The 20,122-nt window shown below is 42.8% G+C and carries 18 protein-coding genes and 1 rRNA gene; 5 read left to right on the top strand and 14 right to left on the bottom strand.

Going from position 1 to position 20,122, the window contains the following annotated elements:
• A 16S ribosomal RNA gene (locus tag LCL96_RS21915) occupies nt 1-102 on the bottom strand; the annotation flags it as partial.
• A gap of 339 nt (nt 103-441) precedes the next feature.
• Between LCL96_RS21915 and LCL96_RS21920 the strand changes: the two genes are divergently transcribed.
• On the top strand, nt 442-618 hold the full coding sequence (locus LCL96_RS21920; RefSeq protein ID WP_224945327.1) for a hypothetical protein: 177 nt from the start codon (nt 442-444) through the stop codon (nt 616-618).
• A gap of 40 nt (nt 619-658) precedes the next feature.
• Here the strand turns inward: LCL96_RS21920 and LCL96_RS21925 are convergent, their stop codons facing one another.
• Entirely contained in the window at nt 659-1,159 is a 501-nt protein-coding gene (locus LCL96_RS21925; protein ID WP_224945328.1) for a GNAT family N-acetyltransferase, read from the bottom strand.
• Nucleotides 1,149-2,069 carry a DMT family transporter gene (locus LCL96_RS21930; RefSeq protein WP_224945330.1) on the bottom strand — a complete coding sequence of 307 codons (921 nt, stop codon included), beginning with the start codon at nt 2,067-2,069 and terminating at the stop codon, nt 1,149-1,151. Before LCL96_RS21930 ends, LCL96_RS21925 begins: the two co-directional genes overlap by 11 nt.
• 107 nt (nt 2,070-2,176) lie before the next feature.
• On the opposite strand from LCL96_RS21930, the gene LCL96_RS21935 reads away from it, so the two are divergent.
• Complete coding sequence (locus tag LCL96_RS21935; protein WP_224945332.1) at nt 2,177-2,869, top strand: MgtC/SapB family protein; 693 nt, start codon at nt 2,177-2,179, stop codon at nt 2,867-2,869.
• A 105-nt stretch (nt 2,870-2,974) separates the two neighbouring features.
• Here the strand turns inward: LCL96_RS21935 and LCL96_RS21940 are convergent, their stop codons facing one another.
• The 8 genes from LCL96_RS21940 to LCL96_RS21975 form a co-directional block, all read right to left on the bottom strand.
• Complete coding sequence (locus LCL96_RS21940) at nt 2,975-4,843, bottom strand: PTS fructose transporter subunit IIABC (RefSeq protein ID WP_224945334.1); 1,869 nt, start codon at nt 4,841-4,843, stop codon at nt 2,975-2,977.
• 13 nt (nt 4,844-4,856) lie between these two features.
• On the bottom strand, nt 4,857-5,768 hold the full coding sequence (pfkB, locus tag LCL96_RS21945; RefSeq protein ID WP_224945335.1) for a 1-phosphofructokinase: 912 nt from the start codon (nt 5,766-5,768) through the stop codon (nt 4,857-4,859).
• Nucleotides 5,765-6,517, bottom strand: a complete 753-nt coding sequence (locus LCL96_RS21950; protein WP_224945337.1) for a DeoR/GlpR family DNA-binding transcription regulator — start codon at nt 6,515-6,517, stop codon at nt 5,765-5,767. Before LCL96_RS21950 ends, pfkB begins: the two co-directional genes overlap by 4 nt.
• A 359-nt stretch (nt 6,518-6,876) precedes the next feature.
• Nucleotides 6,877-8,856, bottom strand: a complete 1,980-nt coding sequence (locus LCL96_RS21955) for an LTA synthase family protein (protein ID WP_224945339.1) — start codon at nt 8,854-8,856, stop codon at nt 6,877-6,879.
• 416 nt (nt 8,857-9,272) lie between these two features.
• Nucleotides 9,273-10,280 carry an ABC transporter permease gene (locus tag LCL96_RS21960; RefSeq protein WP_224945341.1) on the bottom strand — a complete coding sequence of 336 codons (1,008 nt, stop codon included), beginning with the start codon at nt 10,278-10,280 and terminating at the stop codon, nt 9,273-9,275.
• A gap of 1 nt (nt 10,281) precedes the next feature.
• Nucleotides 10,282-11,157 carry an ABC transporter permease subunit gene (locus LCL96_RS21965; RefSeq protein ID WP_224945343.1) on the bottom strand — a complete coding sequence of 292 codons (876 nt, stop codon included), beginning with the start codon at nt 11,155-11,157 and terminating at the stop codon, nt 10,282-10,284.
• Nucleotides 11,158-11,292: 135 nt separating this feature from the next.
• Nucleotides 11,293-12,114, bottom strand: coding sequence for a Cof-type HAD-IIB family hydrolase (locus LCL96_RS21970; protein WP_224945345.1), 822 nt, complete (start codon nt 12,112-12,114; stop codon nt 11,293-11,295).
• Between the two features lie 122 nt (nt 12,115-12,236).
• Complete coding sequence (locus tag LCL96_RS21975) at nt 12,237-13,184, bottom strand: aminoimidazole riboside kinase (RefSeq protein WP_224945347.1); 948 nt, start codon at nt 13,182-13,184, stop codon at nt 12,237-12,239.
• 131 nt (nt 13,185-13,315) lie between these two features.
• Here LCL96_RS21975 and LCL96_RS21980 point away from each other — a divergent pair, with 131 nt between their 5' ends.
• Entirely contained in the window at nt 13,316-14,059 is a 744-nt protein-coding gene (locus LCL96_RS21980; RefSeq protein ID WP_224945349.1) for an SIS domain-containing protein, read from the top strand.
• A gap of 48 nt (nt 14,060-14,107) precedes the next feature.
• Here LCL96_RS21980 and LCL96_RS21985 read toward each other — a convergent pair whose 3' ends face one another.
• On the bottom strand, nt 14,108-14,833 hold the full coding sequence (locus LCL96_RS21985) for a GntR family transcriptional regulator (protein WP_224945351.1): 726 nt from the start codon (nt 14,831-14,833) through the stop codon (nt 14,108-14,110).
• 131 nt (nt 14,834-14,964) lie between these two features.
• Nucleotides 14,965-16,347, bottom strand: a complete 1,383-nt coding sequence (gene nagE, locus LCL96_RS21990) for an N-acetylglucosamine-specific PTS transporter subunit IIBC (RefSeq protein ID WP_224945353.1) — start codon at nt 16,345-16,347, stop codon at nt 14,965-14,967.
• Nucleotides 16,348-16,563: 216 nt separating this feature from the next.
• Between nagE and nagA the strand changes: the two genes are divergently transcribed.
• Complete coding sequence (gene nagA, locus LCL96_RS21995) at nt 16,564-17,772, top strand: N-acetylglucosamine-6-phosphate deacetylase (protein ID WP_224945355.1); 1,209 nt, start codon at nt 16,564-16,566, stop codon at nt 17,770-17,772.
• Complete coding sequence (nagB, locus tag LCL96_RS22000) at nt 17,759-18,508, top strand: glucosamine-6-phosphate deaminase (protein ID WP_224945357.1); 750 nt, start codon at nt 17,759-17,761, stop codon at nt 18,506-18,508. The genes nagA and nagB overlap by 14 nt, the downstream gene beginning before the upstream one ends.
• Nucleotides 18,509-18,579: 71 nt before the next feature.
• On the opposite strand, the gene LCL96_RS22005 is transcribed toward nagB, so the two are convergent.
• Nucleotides 18,580-19,935 (bottom strand): arsenic transporter, encoded by a 1,356-nt coding sequence (locus LCL96_RS22005; RefSeq protein WP_224945359.1) that lies wholly within the window; start codon nt 19,933-19,935, stop codon nt 18,580-18,582.
• Nucleotides 19,936-20,122 lie beyond the last annotated feature (187 nt).

Consider the following 20,122-nt stretch of genomic DNA (forward strand, 5'->3'; position numbering starts at 1 on the left):
GCCGCTGATATCAGGGAGCAAGCTCCCATCAATCCGCTCGACTTGCATGTATTAGGCACGCCGCCAGCGTTCGTCCTGAGCCAGGATCAAACTCTCCGATAAAAGTTTGAATAGCTCTTAAAATAAATCTAGAATTAACGTTGACGTATTGTCTTGTTTTGTTCAGTTTTCAAGGTTCAATGTTTGTCCACTTCTTAAAGAAGCGACTTTATTAATTTAACACATCTTTCGCTCTCGCGTCAATAGCTTTTTTTCATTTATATTTCAAAATGTTATCTGCTGTATCAGCGACGTTTATTAATATAACACGCTGTTAATGCTATTGCAATATATTTTTAAGAAAAACTTTAAAGAATTAATAAAGTATAGAGGTGTTCTGTAAATTGGTTCATCTCCATATATATAGTAATACTACCCATATCTGAAAGGAGCTCCCTCTACATGCTTCCAAACGTTGCATTATTTCTATCTTTCATTATGGCTGTGTATCTTTTTGCGTATTCTTATGTACAAGCCCTCATCATCTGCGAAAGCACTGCACCTGTAAGAGGAATGACTTTTATTATGTCCGTTGTCATGGCATTTGTATTTTCCGGTTTTACATATGTTTTCTCTTGAATACACTGACGTATCTAAAAAAGAGTAAGGAGTTCACTCCTTACTCTTTTTCATTAAGATTTAACAATAAACCTTCTTCACGGTGACGCTCTTTTCCTATCGTCAACATTTCTTCCTTTATCAAGACAGGCTTATACCTGTAATAAAAATGCTTGGAGGGGTTTTCTTTCAACACCCATATCCACATAGTATTGAAGCCCTGTTTTTTAAGTCCACTTACAGCAATGTCAAAGAGCTTCTCTCCTATGCCTTTACCTTGATGATCCTTCAATAGGTAAATCGCATACAACTCCCCTTCGAATTCTCCTGAACGCTCTTTCCCAAATGAAACAAACCCGACGATTTCATCTTCTTCCACCATACACACATGAGTATCATGAGAGCCTGAGAGAATTTGTGTCCACTTTCCTTCCCTTTCTTCAACAGATAAAGATTGAAGATATTCGTCTGACACGATCCCTTGATAGGTGGTCCGCCAACTATGGACGTGCACATGCGCCAATCTTTTCGCGTCCTGTAATTCTGCTTTTCTAAAGTACATCTGTATTCACCTCACTGACTGGCTGTACCATCTTTTTTAATTTCCTTTCTTCTAATAAGAAGAGTGTGACACCGATGATAATGACACCCCCTCCTATCACTTGAGTCATAAGTACTTTTTCTGCCAAGAGCCAATAAGCAAGGATGGAAGCACCGATTGGCTCAAAGAGGATGGCCATTGAAATGGTCGAAGTACTTAACCATCTTAAGGACCAATTAAATAACGAATGCCCCAGAAGTGTCGGGATGATCGCAAGAAGGAGGAAGTAAATCCAGTCCTCTTTCGGATATGGCCCAAGACTATCTGAGCGCATTAGGGCATATATGAATAAAACGGCTGTACTGATGGCATATACAACATAGGTATACGTAATAAGGGACAGGCGTTTTCTGATTGCCTGGCCGAATAAGAGGTATCCGGTCACCAGGGCGCATGCAGCCAAGGCTAATATATCACCCCAAAGAGCGCTTCCGCTTATCCGAAAATCCCCCCAACTGATAATGAAACTGCCAACCACAGCTAAGACGGCAGAAAGCAGGGCCTTGCCTGTCAGCTTCTCTTGAAAGAACAGATACGCCCCGATAAATGCGAATAACGGCTGCAGCGTGACAAGAACCGTCGAACTTGCCACTGAAGTGTACTGTAAGGATTCAAACCAGAGTATGAAATGAAAGGCCAAGAACACCCCAGCTAAAATCGAAAACATCCAATCCCTTCGTGTAATAAGTTTCAATTCCTTCACATACTTTAAGAAAAATACCGGGGACATTAGAAGAACTGTGAAAAACAGTCGATAAAATGCCAAAATGCCTGCTGGTGCACTCGATACCTTTACTAGAATTGCAGAGGTAGAAACGGAGATGACCCCGATAGCAAGTATGAGATATGGATTAACCTTTGTTTCTGACATGGTAGACCTCCTGATATGTGTGGTTCATTGCTCTTATTTTATAATCAGTCGAGTCGAAATACTACAGAATTTTTCAAAGCAGGCATTGGAGAACTGGAGGGGGACGGATGGAACTACTAGACACGACATTTATGATAAAGCTGGGTGTCTCGGCCGTTTTAGGATTGATCATTGGACTAGAGAGGGAATTAAAAAGGAAACCCGTAGGATTAAAGACGTCTCTCGTTATCTGTATAGTGAGTTGTTTATTGACTATTGTGTCCATGGAATCTGCCTATTTGGCTGAAAGCTCTGACAAAGTGAATATCACCATGGACCCGTTGCGACTGGCCGCCCAGATCGTTTCCGGGATCGGTTTCTTAGGAGCTGGAGTCATCCTCAGAAAAGGCAACGACAGTATTTCAGGATTGACTACGGCTGCCATGATATGGGGAGCTGCCGGAATCGGGATTGCCGTCGGTGCAGGCTTTTATATCGAGGCGACTGCCGGGGTCATCCTCCTGATTGTATCTGTAGAGGTGGTACCGATCATCATAACCTATTTAGGTCCAAAACGACTTAGGGAAAAGGAATTGTCTCTCCGTGCGACCATTGCAAAAAAGCAGGAGATCAAATCAATCATTGAGAAAATAAAATCCGAAGAAATCGCCATTGAAAGTATCCGGATCAAAGATTTAAAGAATCAGCATCATTTGTTAGAGTTAAAAATCATAGTCGACTTTAGAAAAAAGACGGTGGATATCTACTATACAATTTCTGATATTGAAGGAATTAAAGATGTGGAGATTGAAAGTCTATAGCCGAAAGAACGGGAGGACAATCATCCTCCCGTTTCTTATTTTCAAGCATCTCAATAAACGTTTAAAGAACCAGGTGAACAATTGTTCACCTGGTTCTTCGTCGACTCATTTAATCGGTTTCTTTAATAAACCCACCATAAGTGCTGTAATCAGAGAACCGACCAGCACCGCCAGAAGATACAGAAACGGATTTCCTTCCACTACCGGGAAGACAAATAATCCTCCGTGTGGTGCAGGCAGCCCGATTCCAAAGAACATTGTCAGTGCCCCTGCAACAGCCGAGCCCGTGACGATGGAAGGAATCACCCGGAATGGATCGGCTGCAGCAAACGGAATGGCTCCTTCGGTAATAAAGGATGCTCCCATAAAGTAAGCCGCGATACCCGCTTTTCGCTCACTATCATTGAATTTCTTCTTAAATAATGTCGTAGCCAAGGCCAATCCTAACGGAGGTACCATCCCTCCTGCCATGATGGCCGCATGGGGGGCAAGATTTCCACCTTCAATCATGGCAATCCCGAAAGTAAATGCCGCTTTATTGATCGGTCCTCCCATATCGACTGCCATCATTCCACCAAGGATCAACCCAAGTAAGATCAGATTTCCTGTTCCGAGACCGTCCAGCCAGTTCTGTATACCGGTATTGACGGCACTTAACGGTTCGACCAGGAATTGAAGCATGATGAATCCAGTAATGAAGATACCGAGTAAAGGATAAATCAATACAGGTTTAATCCCTTCGAGTGCCGGAGGGAAATTATGTGTTAACCTCTTGATTCCAAGTACCACATAACCTGCTAAGAAACCGGCGATGATCCCGCCTAAAAATCCGCTTTGGCCTGTTGCTGCAATCAATCCACCAACCATACCAGGGGCAAAGCCGGGCCTGTCAGCAATACTCATGGCGATGAATCCTGCAAGGACAGGAACCATCAGGTAAAAGGCATTGCCTCCCCCGATTGTATTCAAGATAGCGGCAAATTCATTGTATTCCGGAGAATCAGGATTCGCTGACTGTATGCCAAATAGGAATGAAATCGCAATCAGGATTCCTCCTCCGACAACAAACGGAAGCATATTGGATACACCATTCATCAGATGTTTATAGAATCCGGACTTTTGTTTCTTCTCAGATCCCTCATTGGGTTCTTTTTCTTGGTTTCCCCCGTTATATAGAGGAGCATCCTGATTCAAAGCTTTATTCAATAGTTCTTCAGGACGTCTGATCGCTTCTGCAACCGGTACTTCTATGACGTGCTTTCCTTTGAACCGGTCCATTTCCACTTTCGTGTCGGCTGCGACAATGATAGCTGTAGCGCTTTCAATTTCCTCTGTAGTGAGAATATTCTTTGCACCACCTGAACCATTTGTCTCTACCTTTAGATTCAAGTCCATCGTTCTTGCCTTGGCCTTTAGTGCATCTGCAGCCATATAGGTATGGGCAATACCAGTCGGACAGGCGGTTACTGCAAGAATCATTTCTCCGCTGTCTGCTTTTTCAGGTGGCGCCTCTTCTTCCTCCCCATCGTGACGGTTAATGATCTCAAGGATTTCTTCTTTCGACTTTGCCTTGAGAAGTGCTTGACGGACATCCATATCCATCAGCATGGATGATAGTCGGCTTAACGCTTCCAGATGGGTTTGATTCGCCCCTTCTGTCGCTGCAATCATGAAGAAAAGGTGAGCCGGTGCACCATCAAGAGATTCATAGTCTACTCCATCCTCTGATTTACCGAATGCAATGGCAGGTGATTTAACAGCCGATGTCTTCGCATGAGGAATGGCGATTCCTTCCCCGATACCCGTCGTACTCTGGGCTTCACGAGTCAATATCGCTTTTTTAAATTCTTTACGATCTTGCAATTTACCACTTTTATCTAAAACGGATACCAAGTCTTCAATGACGCCATCTTTGGTTTGTGAAGATAAATGAAGCTGAATCGTCTCCTCTGTCAGCAATTCAGTGATTCTCATTGTGATTCCCCCTCTATAATTTCGTAATCTGAATTTCTTCAAATAAGCTTTCCACTTTATCCTTTGAACAAAGCCCAATCGAATAAGCGGTAGCTGATCCCGCTGACGTTCCTAGACGGAAAGATTCTTCAACGCTCCAGCCCCTTGACAGGCCGGCAAGGAATCCTGCAACCGTGGAATCCCCGGCACCTACTGAACTCTTTAATTCTCCTTCTGGTACAGAGGAATAATATACTTCGTCGCCATTCAGTAAGAGCGCACCTTTTTCAGCCATGGAGACCATGACGTTTTCAACACCGTATACCTTTAGTTTCTTACCGTAGTGAACTGCCTCTTCAATGGTGTCGATTTCAGTGTCAAACATTTCTCCAAGTTCATGATGATTTGGCTTGATGAGAAATGGCTTCAAGTCAAGAACAGGTTGAATTAAGTTTTTTTCAGCATCGATGACCACTCTCGTCCCCTGAATTTGACATTGTGCGGTAATCTCCTGATAAAATGTTTTCGGCACTGAACCAGGTATGCTTCCCGCCAGTACAACAATATCATCTCCCGTTAAGGATGATATCCGATCGAAAAGCTGCCCGATATGCTCCTCGGCAATGGAAGGGCCTCTTCCGTTAATTTCCGTCTCATCGTCCGCTTTCACCTTTACATTGATGCGTGAGGCTTCTTCTACTTCTACAAAATCAGTGCGGACGTCATCTTTGCCTAAGAATTGTTTAATATACTCCCCGGTAAATCCCCCTGCAAATCCGAGAGCCACACTACTGACGTTTAATATGTTCAATACACGTGAGACATTGATTCCCTTCCCCCCCGGAAAGGCACTTTCCATACTACTCCGGTTCAGACCGCCTTTTTGAAAGGAGTCCAGTTCCATAATATAATCCACAGAAGGATTCAGCGTTAATGTATAAATCATGGTGTCACAACCTTTATCGTCGTTTGTTTCATCATCGTTGTGCGATGCTCGTCATCCATTCCGTTTGTGATGATCATAGCTCTATCAAGATCCACGATCTTACTGAAAGCGATTTCTCCAAATTTTGTCCCATCTGTAAGAAATAAGGCTTCCCTTGCTAACTCAATCGCTAAGCGCTTAACCTGTGCCTCTTCCGGGTCAGGTGTTGTAAATCCATATTGCTCATGGACGCCATTCGCCCCCATAAAGGCTTTATCAAATCTGTATTGGCGCAGGGCTTCGATGGCTCCACTTCCAACCATCGCTTTTGTTATTGGCTTAATGCACCCTCCGATCATATAGGTTTTAAAGCCTTTTTGGATAAGGGCTTCCCCATGGGTCAACCCATTTGTGACAACAACAATATCAATTTTAGGTAAATGGTCGATGAGACTCAGCGTTGTTGTTCCAGCGTCCAGATAAATGCAGTCTCCTTCTTCCACCAGCGAGGCTGCGTATTGACCTATTACCTGCTTTTCATGAAAGTTTCTGGATGATTTTTCAGAAACGCTCAATTCCATCAGCTTTCCTTGAAGCCTGGATGCACCCCCATGAACCCGTTTAAGGAATTTTTCCTCCTCCAGCTGAGTCAAGTCCCTGCGAATCGTTGACTCGGAAGCATTAGTGGCGTCCACAATATCCTGGATCTTAATGGCTTCCTTCTCCCTCAACAAATCTAAAATGATTCGATGCCGTTCCTCGGTTAACATGGTATTTCCCTTCTTTCTCCGATTGTTGATATCCTCATTATAATGATAACGTTTGCAAAAATCAATCAAAAATAGTCATTTTCAATCAATATACATTTAAAAACGTTCATAATCGGTCATTTCATCTTGCTTGTTCTTTGTTTACCTGTTGATATTTGAGGTATATTCAGCAGGTGAATTCTTTGGTGTTTTTAACAGGTGAATTGGCTTGATCATTCAGCAGTCTAATTCCTTCGATTTTTCAGCTGCTGATTTTTCACAAATTATCAGCAGCTGAACCTCCAGCCATATTAAGTCCACAACAAAAAAGCCAGCCCTCCACCATTATGGCGTAAAGGGCTGGCTTATGATTCCCAAAATTACTCGTGAGAGCCTTCCTGATTTGCTTCAGGGTTGTCTGTGCTCTTCGGATTCGGGTTTATATATTGATAATCTGAACGGTCGATTTGTTTATAGCCTTCAGGCTTGTAGAAGCGAAGCAGGTCTTCATATACGACCTTGTCTGATAGTTCCAGACGCTTATTCGCTTCTTTCGTCACATCTTCACATGCGTTGCTTCCTTCTTCAACAGGTTGACCTGTTTCGTTATCATAACATACTCCTTTAATTTCAGAGTATTCAGGAGAGATGACGTCACCGTTACGGAACGGTACAATCTGCTTACGTTCTTTAGACAATAAGTCTTGACCGAAGCTGATGTAGTCTTTGTTATCCACCCCAAGAAGGTTGAATAATGTTTCACGGACGTCGACTTGACCACCGTATGTGTGGTTGACTTCACCTTTGACTCCAGGAGCGATGATGTATAAAGGAACACGTTGAAGCTGGGCATTTTTAAAATCTGTGATTTCTTCGCCTGTGACTTGTTCCATTGCCTTGTTATGATTTTCAGAGATACCATAGTGGTCACCGTAAAGGACGATGACAGTATCTTCATATAAACCACTTTCTTTTAAATCATTAAAGAATTGTTCCAAAGCGGAATCCATATAATTGGCCGTTTGGAAATAACGGTTCACTACTCCATCTCCAAATTGACCTGGTTCGAAGTCCGTATCATCTTCATGACGGTCGAACGGGAAGTGATTGGAAAGTGAGATGAATTTTGTATAGAACGGCTCTGGTAATTTCTCAAGCATCGGCATGGACTCTTCGAAGAATGGTTTATCCTTCAATCCATACGGAAGCTGTTCTTCAGGTTTACTCATGTCATAATATGTTGCATCGTAGAACTCATCATATCCCATCGTACGATACATTTCAGAACGGTTCCAGAATGTTTTATAGTTTCCGTGGAACGCTGCTGAAGTATACCCTTCACCTTTTAAGATCCCGGGAGCTGATTGCAATGTGTTGTTGGCATTCGTCATATAAACGGCACCCTGAGGTAAACCGAATAATCCATTTTCCATGATGAACTCAGCGTCGGATGTTTTCCCTTGGCCCGTCTGGTGGAAGAAGTTATCGAAGTAGATCGCATCTTCTTTTTCCACTAATGAGTTAAGGAATGGCGTTACCTCTTGACCATTGATTTCTTTACCAATGACAAAGTTCTGAAGGGATTCCATCGAAACATAAATGACGTTTTTCCCTTTCGCTTTACCGAAGTATTCAGGGTTCGGTTCCACTTTGTTTGCTTTTACATAGTTTTCTACTTCTGAAACTTCATTACTGTCTGCAAGGGCACGCTTTGCAGAAGTCTTGGAGTTCTGGATGACATCGTAAATCGTAAAGTTGTGTGTACCAAGGTACTTCACTAGATAGTTACGATCAAAGCTACGTGTCAGTAATTCTGGTCGGTCGATCTCAGCAAGACCTAGGTTTAATAAGAACACAAGGACTGCAGATGTCATGACCGCAAATACCGAACGGAATTTTAATTTTTCCTGAGGCTTTACCTTCTTCAGGACCATTAGTCCGATGATAATGAACAGGTCTGAGAAATATAGGATGTCTACAGGATTCAAGAGTTCAAGAGCACTGCCGCCAAGTCCGTTATTTGTCTTCGCCTGAAGTAGTACCGGTACCGTAATAAAGTCATTAAAGAAACGATAGTACACGACGTTGGCATACAGGACAAAGGACATTAACAAGTTAATGACGATGAATGCAATATACCGTCCTTTGCCTTTCCAGAATAATGCGAGGGCAAAGAATAACATGGCTGAACTTAATGGGTTTAGAAATAAAAGAAAATGCTGAAGCGCATTTTGTATTCCCAGGTTAAATTCGGCTAAATAAACTGCATATGTCTTAATCCAGAATAATACTACGACTGTAAAGAAGAACGATAACTTCCCAGTGCGCATATCTTCAAATTGTCTTTTAAAGAAGTTCATACTTCATCACCTTTTTTATATTTAATCAAAGCATCTATGAATGTAAATTCATTAAGAAAATGTTTAGCAAATGTAAATTCATTTGAATCAACAACGAGTATTATAACAAAAATTAATTTCATGTGTATAACAATTTGCGGTAAATGTAACAAAAATATTTCATGGGGATTCGACATTCCTTGCCTATACGCTTGTCGATGCCTTGTCCCGCAAGGACTGGAGATTAGTGAACAATAAGTGAACGCCCCAACTATTCCCATTTCCCCGCTAAAATATGCAAATATTTTTAAAGAAATCACCTGATATGTTTACTCAGTGTAAACTTATTCCCCACATTCCTTTACATGAAACCTAAAAGATGAATGAAGTTTTTACCAAATCAGGTTTGGACCATTCATGCTTAGTATACTCCAAGTTCACATATTTACCTTTTGAAAGTCGGACTTGTTCAGCTGCCCCAACTTTTTTTCTACAGGAGGGTAGGCCGATTTGAATTTGTTCTTGTAATAGGATTGTCCGCTTGTTGCCTGGACATATCCTTCAATCATGAGTGACACGGATAACATCGTCGCTGAAAAAAACAGGATCGGCGTCAATGGAATCCAAGGTGCGCCTTGCAGGTAACGAAAGGAGTCCCCGATCAGGCCGGACCATTCGTATGTGATTGATCTTGGAGGATCGGCGACCAATTGATAGTCTACGTCAGTACCTCCAAGAAATAATGTGAGCAATCCAAGATGAATGAAGATAATCAGTGTCTGCATGAATTGCTGCCCTAATAATATGACGAGCTTTTCTTTCATTGAGGGCAGGATATGTTTGAATATGATTCTCCATTTTCCTGCACCGAGTGTTTTAGCACTCATAATGAATTCCTGCTTATACAATAAAGACACTTCATTTCCCAGTAACGCAGACAATATCGGGACAATGAGGAGGCTAAGTATCAGGATCTCGATGACGAAGCGCTCGATGATCGAAGTAGAAAACCCTTCAAAAGGTTCCCACAGCACCGGGAATAGTAGAAAATATGCGAGAATCGTCAAAGGGATGTAATGGAAGGAATCGATCCAACCGTTGATGTATTTTTTATATTTCATCAGGTACGTTCCAAGTATCAAACCTACGGGGATTGCCAAAAATACCCGTAAGAAGGCAATGACAAATGCCGATAAAATCGTATACTTGGCACCGATGATGATTTTGCCAAACATGTCCAGTCCCTGGGCATCGGTCCCGAATGGAAATAACCACTTAGGTGAAATAGGGGAAGATTCAACGACTGATCCTTCTACAGAAATAAAGTACAGTCTGCGGACCTCGTTGCCCCATAGCATGGAGTAAACGAAACTGGACGAGAGAATCAAAACAATAAAGGTTAACCCAGTAAGAAAGAATGGATTCTTCCAGACACTTTTATTCATTCTAAATCTCCTCCCCTTTGTTCGCTTTTCTTGAAAGCACCATTTCTCCCACCGAATAAAAAACAAAGAGAGGAATAAAAATGGAAAGGATTGCGATCGTAAACATTTTTGGCTGTAACGTCGACTTTAGGAAACGGGTAATGCCGGCGATATTGAATAGCAGCTCCAGAACGAATAAGTTGGACAGCATGAACCAAACCGTCTTTTTAGATTGAAAAAACACGGAAATAATCGCATTCCTTAATATATGAAAGGTTAAGATCACAAGCTTTCCGAGTCCGATTGATTGAGCCAGTGTCACATAATCTTTTCTTTCTTCATTTTCAAATGAAAGAATACAAATCCTGAACAGTTGAACGGTCGGCAAAGCGGCTAAAACAAGAATGGGAAGCAGATATGCCTTCTCCGTCGCAATAGAAGCAATTTCAAAAAACAGAATCCCTGTCTGCTTGTACAGGTAGAGAACGAAAAGCTGAGAAAGTAAGATCACCAGCACATCCGGCATGGCTTCAATTAAGTAAAAGATGAACTTGATCCGGTTTCGATTCTTCTGAGAAAACAACATGGTGAAGATCGTGAGGAGAATGCTTAAGAAGCTCGCGAGAAGAAAAGCGGCAAATAGTATGATCAAAGAATACATGATCGGTTCCCATAAATAAGGAAATAAGTCTCGTTCCTTTTGTCCACCGATCACCTTGTATGTCAAATCTCCGGTATGAAACAGGGCATAGATGATTTCTTTTATAGACTGCCAGTACTCCCTAATCCTCAGCTCACGTTCACCGATACCTGAGAGCAGGACGGGCATTCCCCCGATAAAGATGATTCCTGTAATCGACAGTAGAAATTTAAGTATGAAGCCCCCCAGTACCTTCAATCATTTGTCCTCCCTTTTAATGGTACTTCTAATAGTATCATAGAAAGAGGTGGATTATACATTTTTTTCCTTTTGTTTAATATGTTAAAAAAAGACCGGAACCCTCTTAATGGATTCCGGTAACGTAACACTTGATCATATTCTTGATAACTCATTCAGAACAAATTTTTCAACGACTTCCGCTACACCATCTTCCATATTGGAAGGTGCAACGTAATCCGCCTTCTCTTTAATATCCTCCGGCGCATTGCCCATGGCGACTCCAAGGCCGGCAAACTCGATCATCGTAAGATCATTGTAGCTGTCCCCGATGGCAATGACTTCATCTGATGTAATCCCCATAGGCGTGATCAAATAGTCGAGACTTGCTCCTTTTGTGACCCCCAACTGGGTGAATTCAAGGAAGAACGGCTTCGATCGCATGACACTGAGCTCACCGTCAAGCTCGGTTTGAAGTTTTTTCTCAACTTCCGCTAAGTGAACCGCTTCTTTCAGCATCAATGCTTTAACGACCGGCCCTGTGATGGCCTCCTTGAAATCAGGAACGACCTTCACCGGTAGTCCTGTGAGTTCACTTTCAATGGAAGCATATTGATTAGTTTCTTCTACTATAATGGCGTCTTCTGCATAAGTCAGAATACCTACCTCTTCACGCTTACTTAGGTCATACAATCGGTGAACCGTCTCAGATGACAGTGTACGGCTATATTTCTCTTCATCTGTCTTGCAATCTATGATTTTTGATCCGTTGAAGGAAAGAATGTAGCTTCCATATTGATCGAGCTTCAATTCTTCCGCCACCCATCGCATACCATAGGTCGGACGACCGGATGCCAGGACCACTTTCACCCCTGCTTCCTGGGCTTGGAGCAACGCATTTTTTGTACGCTTTGAAATCGTTTGGTCATCACGTAACAATGTATCATCTAAATCAAGAACAATCATTTTATAGGTCATATCGAAAAATCCTTTCGGGAAATTCATTTTTTATTATCTTACTATAACATCTATTGTTCCGTTTGAAAAAAAAGAAATAGACTGCCCTTGGCAGCCTATCTTCCGCTTACATAATGTACCGTTTATTTCTTTAAACGAACCTGCACTTCCTCCAGAGAAGGTAAAGCTGTCATGGCTCCTTTTGTTGAGGCTGCAAGTGCTCCTGATACGGAAGCAAACCGAGCCATGCGGACGGCTTCGTCTATTGATAAGGATTCTATTCCACCTTTATGTTCATGGATGGAATAAAGAATCCCGGATACAAACGCATCCCCTGCCCCTGTTGTATCCACGGCTTGTACTTTCATGGCAGGAACATATTGACGAGCCTCTCCTGTGAATACATAGCTTCCATCTGCCCCCATGGTGATAATCAAGAAAGGAATATCGTATGAACTCAGCTTCTTTACCCCGGCGTCGAGTTCTTTTTCCCCTGTAATAAATTCTAGTTCTTCTTCAGAGAGTTTTACTACATCGGCTTCACCCAGCATGAGCTGAATCGTGTCCCGGGCCGCTTCCTCCGAATCCCATAATCCCAGCCGTAGATTCGGATCATACGATATAAGTAACCCATTCTCTTTCGCTATTTTCACCGCATATTGCGTCGCTTCCCTGGCAGGCGAACTGATCATGGAAATGGAACCAAAGTGCAGGATTTTATGAGAAATGAGATCTTCTTCATCTATATCATCCACCAGGAGAAACCTGTCTGCACTGGGATCGATATAAAATTCGAAGCTTCGTTCCCCATCTTCCCCATTCGTTACCAATACCACACCGGTTCGAACATCAGGTGTCAAATGCATTTGATTGATTCTTACTCTATGACCTTTAAGCGTTTCCTGTAGGAATCTCCCTAATACATCCTCTCCTACTTTCCCTAAAAAGGTTGATTTCATGCCTAAACGAGCCAGCCCAACAGCCACATTGGCAGGAGCTCCACCTGGACTTTTTTGGTAGACTGTATTTTGTTCATCCATTGGGATGAAGTCTATCAGGGCTTCTCCAAGCGTTATGATACCTTGTTTCATATCAAGTTCCTCCCTGTTTCATAATGTTGTACTTACACTATAACAAACATTACGAAGCAGGTAGTGGACCTGAGTGAAACATTTCATGATCAATATGTTATGCTGAAAGAAAAAAGGAAAGTGGGAAGAACATGATTACAACCTACTTTGAAAAAATCCAGGAAAAGCTGCAAGCTGTTCAAACAACCGAAGCTGATAAAATAGCTAGACTTGCTCAAAAAATCTCTTCCTGTATTCAACAAGATGGCATCATCCATCTCTTCGGATGCGGTCATTCTCACATCCTTTCTGAAGAAGTATTCTACAGGGCGGGGGGACTGGTTCCCATCAACCCCATTTTAGTCGAGCCCCTCATGCTACATGAAGGAGCCGTACGTTCTTCCCAACTAGAAAAATCGGAAGGATATGCGGCCGATTTCATGAATGGGCAGGATATTCAGAACCAAGATGTAGTGATTGTCATCTCCACTTCCGGGAAAAATCCCGTTCCCATCGAGGTTGCCCTTCTCGCAAAAGAGACGGGAGCTTATGTTGTGTCCATCAGTTCCTTTGACTACGTTGAGAATGAAACATCCAGACATCAAAGCGGAAAATTTTTAAGTGAAGTAGTGGATCTTGCCATTAACAATCACTCGGTCGTAGGAGATGCTGTCCTGACCGACGAACGGGTGTCTGTTCCATTCTCCCCTTCCTCGACCGTCGTCGGGGCTGCGATTTTGAACAGCGTTATGGCCGGGGCCATTGAACATATGGTTGAAGAAGGTTTTGAGCCGCCTATCTTCATCAGCGGAAACGTGGATGGTTCAAACGATCATAACGAAGGATTGATTGAGAAGTACAGCAGGCGGATACCCCTGTTAACAAAAGGACTATAAGATACAAAAGAGCAGGAACCCTTATGAAGCGGGGCCCCTGCTCTTTTTTTACAGTCTGTCCAAATTGATTTTAAACTTATATTTGTCTGCTCTATAAATGGATCGCACCAACTCAAAAGGAGTACCGTCTTCCAGGAATGAATCCCGTTGAATGAAGAGCACCGGCTCTCCGCTCTTCACCTTCAGATGCTTCGTATCTGCTTCAGACACGATCGCCGCTTCCACCGATTGAGTGGCATGGCTGATGTGAAGGTTCAGTTCACTTTCTATATAGTGATACAGGGATCTCTCCAATATTTCCTGATTCAGTCCTGGTAGGAGTTTCACCGGGATATAACTCGTTTCCAGTGCCATCGGCTCACCATTTGCCAGTCGGATACGCTTCATTGTATACACAAGTTCTTCTTCCTCCAATGAAAGAAGTTCCTGGATATCATCTCCTGCAGGAGAGATTTCGAAATGCAGCAATTTATTACCAGGTTCCATCCCCCGGCTCTTCATGTCTTCGCTGAAGCTTGTCAATCCTTGCAAGCTTTGTTCGATCTTCCGGTGGGAGACGAATGTTCCACGCCCTTTTTCTCGGTATAGTACATTTTTATTCACCAGATTGGTGATCGCCTGTCTCACGGTCATCCGGCTGATTTTAAACGATTCGGCAAGCTCCCTCTCAGAAGGAAGGGCATCCCCTGGTTTTAGCTCTTCAAACTGTATTAAGTGTTTAAGATGTTCTTCTAACTGATAATACAAAGGAAGAGGAGAATTTTTATTAACCACGAACGTTTCTCCTTTCAATCTAACGGATCTATGTTCTATTTTATTATAATCACGATGTTAATAACAGACAATTCTCCGGGGCTATCAGAATCGTGCCGACGGTTCATTTAAGAGTATTAAGCCTGCTCCATTTAATACAACTTTCTCAATTCGTCAGCGACGAATTCTACATCGGTCCCTACGATGACTTGAAGATTTTTATCATTCACCTTCATCACACCTTTCGCCCCATGAGCTTTCAAGGCTTTTTCGTCTATCAGAGTGACATCATGGATTTGCAAACGTAATCGTGTGGCACAATTATCGATCGCCGCAAGGTTATCTTTACCACCCAGGTCTTGCATGAAATGAGCAGCCATCACTTCGTATTTACTGTTACCGTTTGAACCCTGATCTGCTACGACCACTTCTTCCTCATCTTCACGACCCGGAGTCTTCAGGTTGAACTTCTTGATCAAGAAGGAGAATAAGAGGAAGTAGATGATTCCATAAAGTAATCCTACTCCTAATAATAGCAACGGTTTTTGACCGATACTGAAATTCAGAATGTAGTCAAAGGCACCCGCAGAGAAACCAAAGCCATGGTGAATGCCAAGTACGTAAGTGATGACCATCGAGCTCGCTGTCAGTACTGCATGAATCCCATAAAGTACGGGCGATAAGAACATGAAGCTGAATTCAATCGGCTCTGTGATCCCTGTTAAGAAAGAAGTAAGAGCTAATCCGATCAACATTCCCGCTACATTTGCACGCATGTGCTTTTTAGCTGTTACGATCATGGCCAGGCAAGCTGCCGGAAGACCGAACATCATAATGGGGAAGAATCCTGTTTGGAACGACCCGGCTGTTGGATCCCCTGCGAAGAAGCGAGGGATATCCCCCTTCACGATTTCTCCTGCTGCATCTTTAAATGTCCCAAATTCAAACCAAACCAATGTATTCAATACGTGGTGCAAACCAACCGGGATGAGGAGACGGTTTAATAAACCAAATACACCTACACCCGTTGCTCCGGCACCGATGATCCATTCACCGATAGAATTGATCCCGCTCTGGATCGGCGGCCAGACAATCCCAAATATACCTGCAAGGACGACCATGGATGCAGCCGTCACAATCGGAACGAAACGTCTGCCTCCGAAGAAACCGAGCCATGCCGGAAGTTTAATATCATTGAAGCGGTTGTATAATAGTCCAGCCACAACCCCCGATATAATCCCTCCGAAAATCGCCATGTTGGCATCTGGGTCCAGTGCCTTCAGTCCGCCTGTTAAGACGAGATAACCAATCGCACCAGCCAATCCGGCTGTACCATTACCATCTTTCGAAAATCCAATCGCCACCCCAATGGCAAAGATTAAAGCCAAGTTTTTAAATATAGCATCTCCTGCTTCGGACATGAAAGCGATCCCTAACAGATCATCCTGTCCTAAGCGGAGCAATAGTGCCGCTGCCGGAAGAACCGCGATTGGAAGCATGAGCGATTTACCGATTCGTTGTAAAAAACCTAACATATCATTCTCTCCTTTTGTTTCAAATGAAAGCGCTTAGGCAGAATCATATCATTAAAAAGGAATAGATGTCTATACCAATTTTATGAATTTAATTTTATTTATATGGGCTCTCTCTTGTCTCCCATTAAAATATTCACAGTCCACACCCAACTGGTATAGACATCTATACTTTATGGTGGTATTGTATAGGTGTAGAGTACTCGAGGAGTGATATCAATGACCATAAATAAAGAGAAGCTGCTTATTCTAGGTGGAAACATCTATGCAGAAAATCAAGTTTATGAATATGGTTTTATGAAAATAGAGAATGGAATCATCACCGAAATGGGAACCCGTTCCCAGCTAACCGACTCAAAATCGTATCATGTGTTGACTGTTCCCAATGGGTATAGTGTTGTCCCGGGAATGATAGATATTCATATCCATGGTGTAAACGGTGCGGACACTATGGATGCGACCCAGGAAGCCCTTGATACGATGACAGGGACACTTCCGAAAGAAGGGACCACAAGCTTTCTTGCAACGACCATGACAGAAGGATCCGATGCCATTGAAAAGGCTTTGAAGGCTACAGCAGACTATATTTTAAAGCATCAAAGAGCAGGTCATGCAGAAATACTCGGCCTCCATTTAGAAGGTCCCTTCATCAATCCGGACAAGGCAGGGGCACAGCCTCTCAGCCAAATCCGAAAGCCGTGTGTCGCTACATTCAAACACTGGCAGACTCTTGCCGAAGACCAAATAAAAGTAGTCACTCTCGCACCCGAGCTTGATCATGACTACGAATTGATCCGTTATTTAAAAGAGCATGGCATCATCTCATCTGTGGGGCATTCCAGCGCTTCCTTCGATGAGGTCGGGGAGGCAATTGATGCCGGCTTATCCCATGTGACCCATCTGTTCAATCAAATGACCGGCCTTCATCATCGTGAGCCAGGGATAGTCGGCGCCTCCTTCTTACGAAAGGAATTGATGGTGGAGTTGATTTCTGATGGCATCCACGTTCGTCCGGAAGTCATTCAGCTGGCATATAATCAGATATCAGATGAACGGCTGATCCTCATCACGGATTCCATGAGAGCGAAATGCTTGAAGAATGGTCAGTATGATCTTGGAGGACAAACGGTGACCGTTAAGGACGGAAAGGCGTTATTGGATGAGAACACTTTGGCAGGAAGTGTCCTGAAAATGAAAGATGCATTCATGAACATTCAGGATTTCACCTCAAGTGATATGACCAGTGCGATAAAAATGACCTCTGAAAATCCGGCCAAACAATTAAATGTCTTTGACCGGAAAGGAAGTCTCGCCCTCCAGAAAGATGCAGACATCGTTATATTAGACGAAAACAAAGACGTTTACACAACGCTATGTAAAGGGAAATTTGCCTATATTCGAGAGGATGATACTCATGAAACTAATTGAAGTGAAAGACTACCATGAAATGAGTCAAGTCGCTGCGGACTATCTATTATCCAACATCAAAAAATCCGATAAATTGACCCTGGGATTAGCCACAGGCGGTACACCCCAAGGGCTGTATGAAGCATTGATCCAGGACCATAAGGAAAATAATACATCTTATCAGCATGTTTCCTCCTTCAATCTGGACGAATATATCGGACTATCCGGCGATCAACCAAACAGTTACTGCCATTACATGAAGGAAAATTTATTCAATCATATCAATATAAGATCCGAAAACACCCATATTCCTTCAGGAAAAGCCGTCGATCTTGTCGGGGAATGCAAAGCGTATGATCACATGATTGAATCCTGTGGCGGAATCGATCTTCAAGTACTGGGAATTGGGAGTAATGGTCATATCGGGTTTAATGAACCGGGTACCTCTTTTGATTCAGAGACTCATATTGTCGAACTTGCTCAATCCACTCGTGAAGCCAACGCCCGTTACTTCGATTCCACTGATGAAGTCCCGACACATGCCATTACGATGGGGATTGCAACGATCTTGAAAAGTAAAGAAATCCTCCTCCTCATCTCTGGTCAGGCTAAGCAAGAGGCATTGAAGAAATTAATGGAAGGTGAAGTCTCAGAGGACTTTCCTGCTTCTATCTTAAACCGCCATCCGAATGTGACCGTGATTGCCGATGAAGAAGCTTTGACATTGGTGGAGGATTTAAAACAGTTGAATAAATGAAAGTGTAAGAATGCAAAATGAAGATGGAACACGAAAAGCGGTGAACAATACATTGTTTACCGCTTTTATTATTATGCAAATACCATCTGTACCCAATAAAATAAGAAGAATAATGATACGACCGTTGCTGCAGGGATGACGATTAAGGAAACGCTGAAGTAATCCTTCCAGTTTACTTTAATGTTATGCTGTCTCAATATATGCATCCATATAAGCGAGGCCAGGGTTCCAATCGGTAAAAGCAAGGAACCGATGTCACTTCCAATGACATTGGCCAAATAAATAGTCTTGAGGGTTACGGGGTCCAACCCCATTTCCGTCAACGTAATCGTTCCAACCATAAGAGCGGGATGATTATTAAATAGATTTGAAAGAATGGAAACTAATCCCCCCATCATAAAGCTTGCCTGCATCAGCCCCTGGTTGACAATCGGCTCACAAAACGAAACCAGCATCTCCGTCAGACCCGCATTATGCAATCCATATATGATGACATACATGGAAAAAGCAAATATCAGTATATGCCACGGTGTTTTTTTCAAAATATCCAATGGGTTCGTGCCTAAATGGTACCATCTCCATAGCAGTAATACGATGGATCCCAGTACGGCTACCAATTCTATTGGAATGGCAAGGAAGGAAGCGACGAAAAGGAGAACGCGCATGATGAAGACAAACAGGAGCACTTTCAACATGAATGCTGTTCGTTTTTTCTTTGTTTCCACTGAAATCGTCCCTTTCAGCGGATGGAAATTCTTTGTGAAAAAACGTTCTTCCACATCATAGGTGGTTTGCGGCAATGTTCTCGGTAGTTTATTCTTCACTACGATGAACATCAGCGCTGACATGAACACCAACCCCAATGTTGCGGGTACAAACATCATGGCGGTATGCATATAGAGGGACATGTGAACAATCTCAAGTGCAATCAAGTTCACGATATTACTTACTCCAATCGGTGCACTTGATGCGGTGGCAATGAGTGCTCCACTCAATAGATACGGGATCATTTCATGTGGTTTTAATCGAAGGTTTTTCAGGAGCAATATCAAGATAGGGGTTGTAATAAGGATACTTCCATCGTTATTGAATAAGAGAGTCATGGTGAAACAAAGCAATTGAATGTACCAATATAAGCGATATCCTGAGTGTTTAGACAATATCACCATCCTGGCAGCTACCCAATGAAAGAACCCGAAGCTTTCTAATATGACCGCCATGACAATGGTTGCCATGATGGTAATGGATGCCCCCCCTATCTTATCAATGATATCTGCAACGTCAGTAAGGGATACCGTCCCCATAAAAAAGATGATCAACGCCCCTATTGAGGCTGGCCACGCCTCATTCATCCCGCCCGGCCTCAAAAAAATCACTACCATCGTCATCACGAATACAAAAATCGTCATTCCGATCGTGAAAGACATATTTATCCTCCTTTCTAAAAAGATGACATACACCGTTTCCTCTGCATGTCCTATTCCCTATATGTATATTCACCCTTAAACAGATGGACTGGTTTATCACCTAAATCTAGTAAAATGTATGTTTGTCACTCTAGTTTATTTGTCAGTCCGTGACAGGAGCGGACGAAATCTATCATTGCCTCACCTT

Origin of the sequence: Rossellomorea aquimaris (assembly GCF_020172085.1) — a bacterium.
In the GTDB taxonomy this organism is placed as follows: Bacteria; Bacillota; Bacilli; order Bacillales; family Bacillaceae_B; genus Rossellomorea; species Rossellomorea aquimaris_E.

Coding starts and splice junctions, on each gene's coding strand:
- nagA (WP_224945355.1), top strand. CDS start 16,564: ATGACCATAAATAAAGAGAAGCTGCTTATTCTAGGTGGAAACATCTAT.
- LCL96_RS21940 (WP_224945334.1), bottom strand. CDS start 4,843: ATGAGAATCACTGAATTGCTGACAGAGGAGACGATTCAGCTTCATTTA.
- LCL96_RS21920 (WP_224945327.1), top strand. CDS start 442: ATGCTTCCAAACGTTGCATTATTTCTATCTTTCATTATGGCTGTGTAT.
- LCL96_RS21980 (WP_224945349.1), top strand. CDS start 13,316: ATGATTACAACCTACTTTGAAAAAATCCAGGAAAAGCTGCAAGCTGTT.
- LCL96_RS21935 (WP_224945332.1), top strand. CDS start 2,177: ATGGAACTACTAGACACGACATTTATGATAAAGCTGGGTGTCTCGGCC.
- LCL96_RS21930 (WP_224945330.1), bottom strand. CDS start 2,069: ATGTCAGAAACAAAGGTTAATCCATATCTCATACTTGCTATCGGGGTC.
- LCL96_RS21955 (WP_224945339.1), bottom strand. CDS start 8,856: ATGAACTTCTTTAAAAGACAATTTGAAGATATGCGCACTGGGAAGTTA.
- nagE (WP_224945353.1), bottom strand. CDS start 16,347: ATGTTAGGTTTTTTACAACGAATCGGTAAATCGCTCATGCTTCCAATC.
- LCL96_RS21950 (WP_224945337.1), bottom strand. CDS start 6,517: ATGTTAACCGAGGAACGGCATCGAATCATTTTAGATTTGTTGAGGGAG.
- LCL96_RS22005 (WP_224945359.1), bottom strand. CDS start 19,935: ATGTCTTTCACGATCGGAATGACGATTTTTGTATTCGTGATGACGATG.
- LCL96_RS21970 (WP_224945345.1), bottom strand. CDS start 12,114: ATGACCTATAAAATGATTGTTCTTGATTTAGATGATACATTGTTACGT.
- LCL96_RS21960 (WP_224945341.1), bottom strand. CDS start 10,280: ATGAATAAAAGTGTCTGGAAGAATCCATTCTTTCTTACTGGGTTAACC.
- nagB (WP_224945357.1), top strand. CDS start 17,759: ATGAAACTAATTGAAGTGAAAGACTACCATGAAATGAGTCAAGTCGCT.
- pfkB (WP_224945335.1), bottom strand. CDS start 5,768: ATGATTTATACATTAACGCTGAATCCTTCTGTGGATTATATTATGGAA.
- LCL96_RS21925 (WP_224945328.1), bottom strand. CDS start 1,159: ATGTACTTTAGAAAAGCAGAATTACAGGACGCGAAAAGATTGGCGCAT.
- LCL96_RS21975 (WP_224945347.1), bottom strand. CDS start 13,184: ATGAAACAAGGTATCATAACGCTTGGAGAAGCCCTGATAGACTTCATC.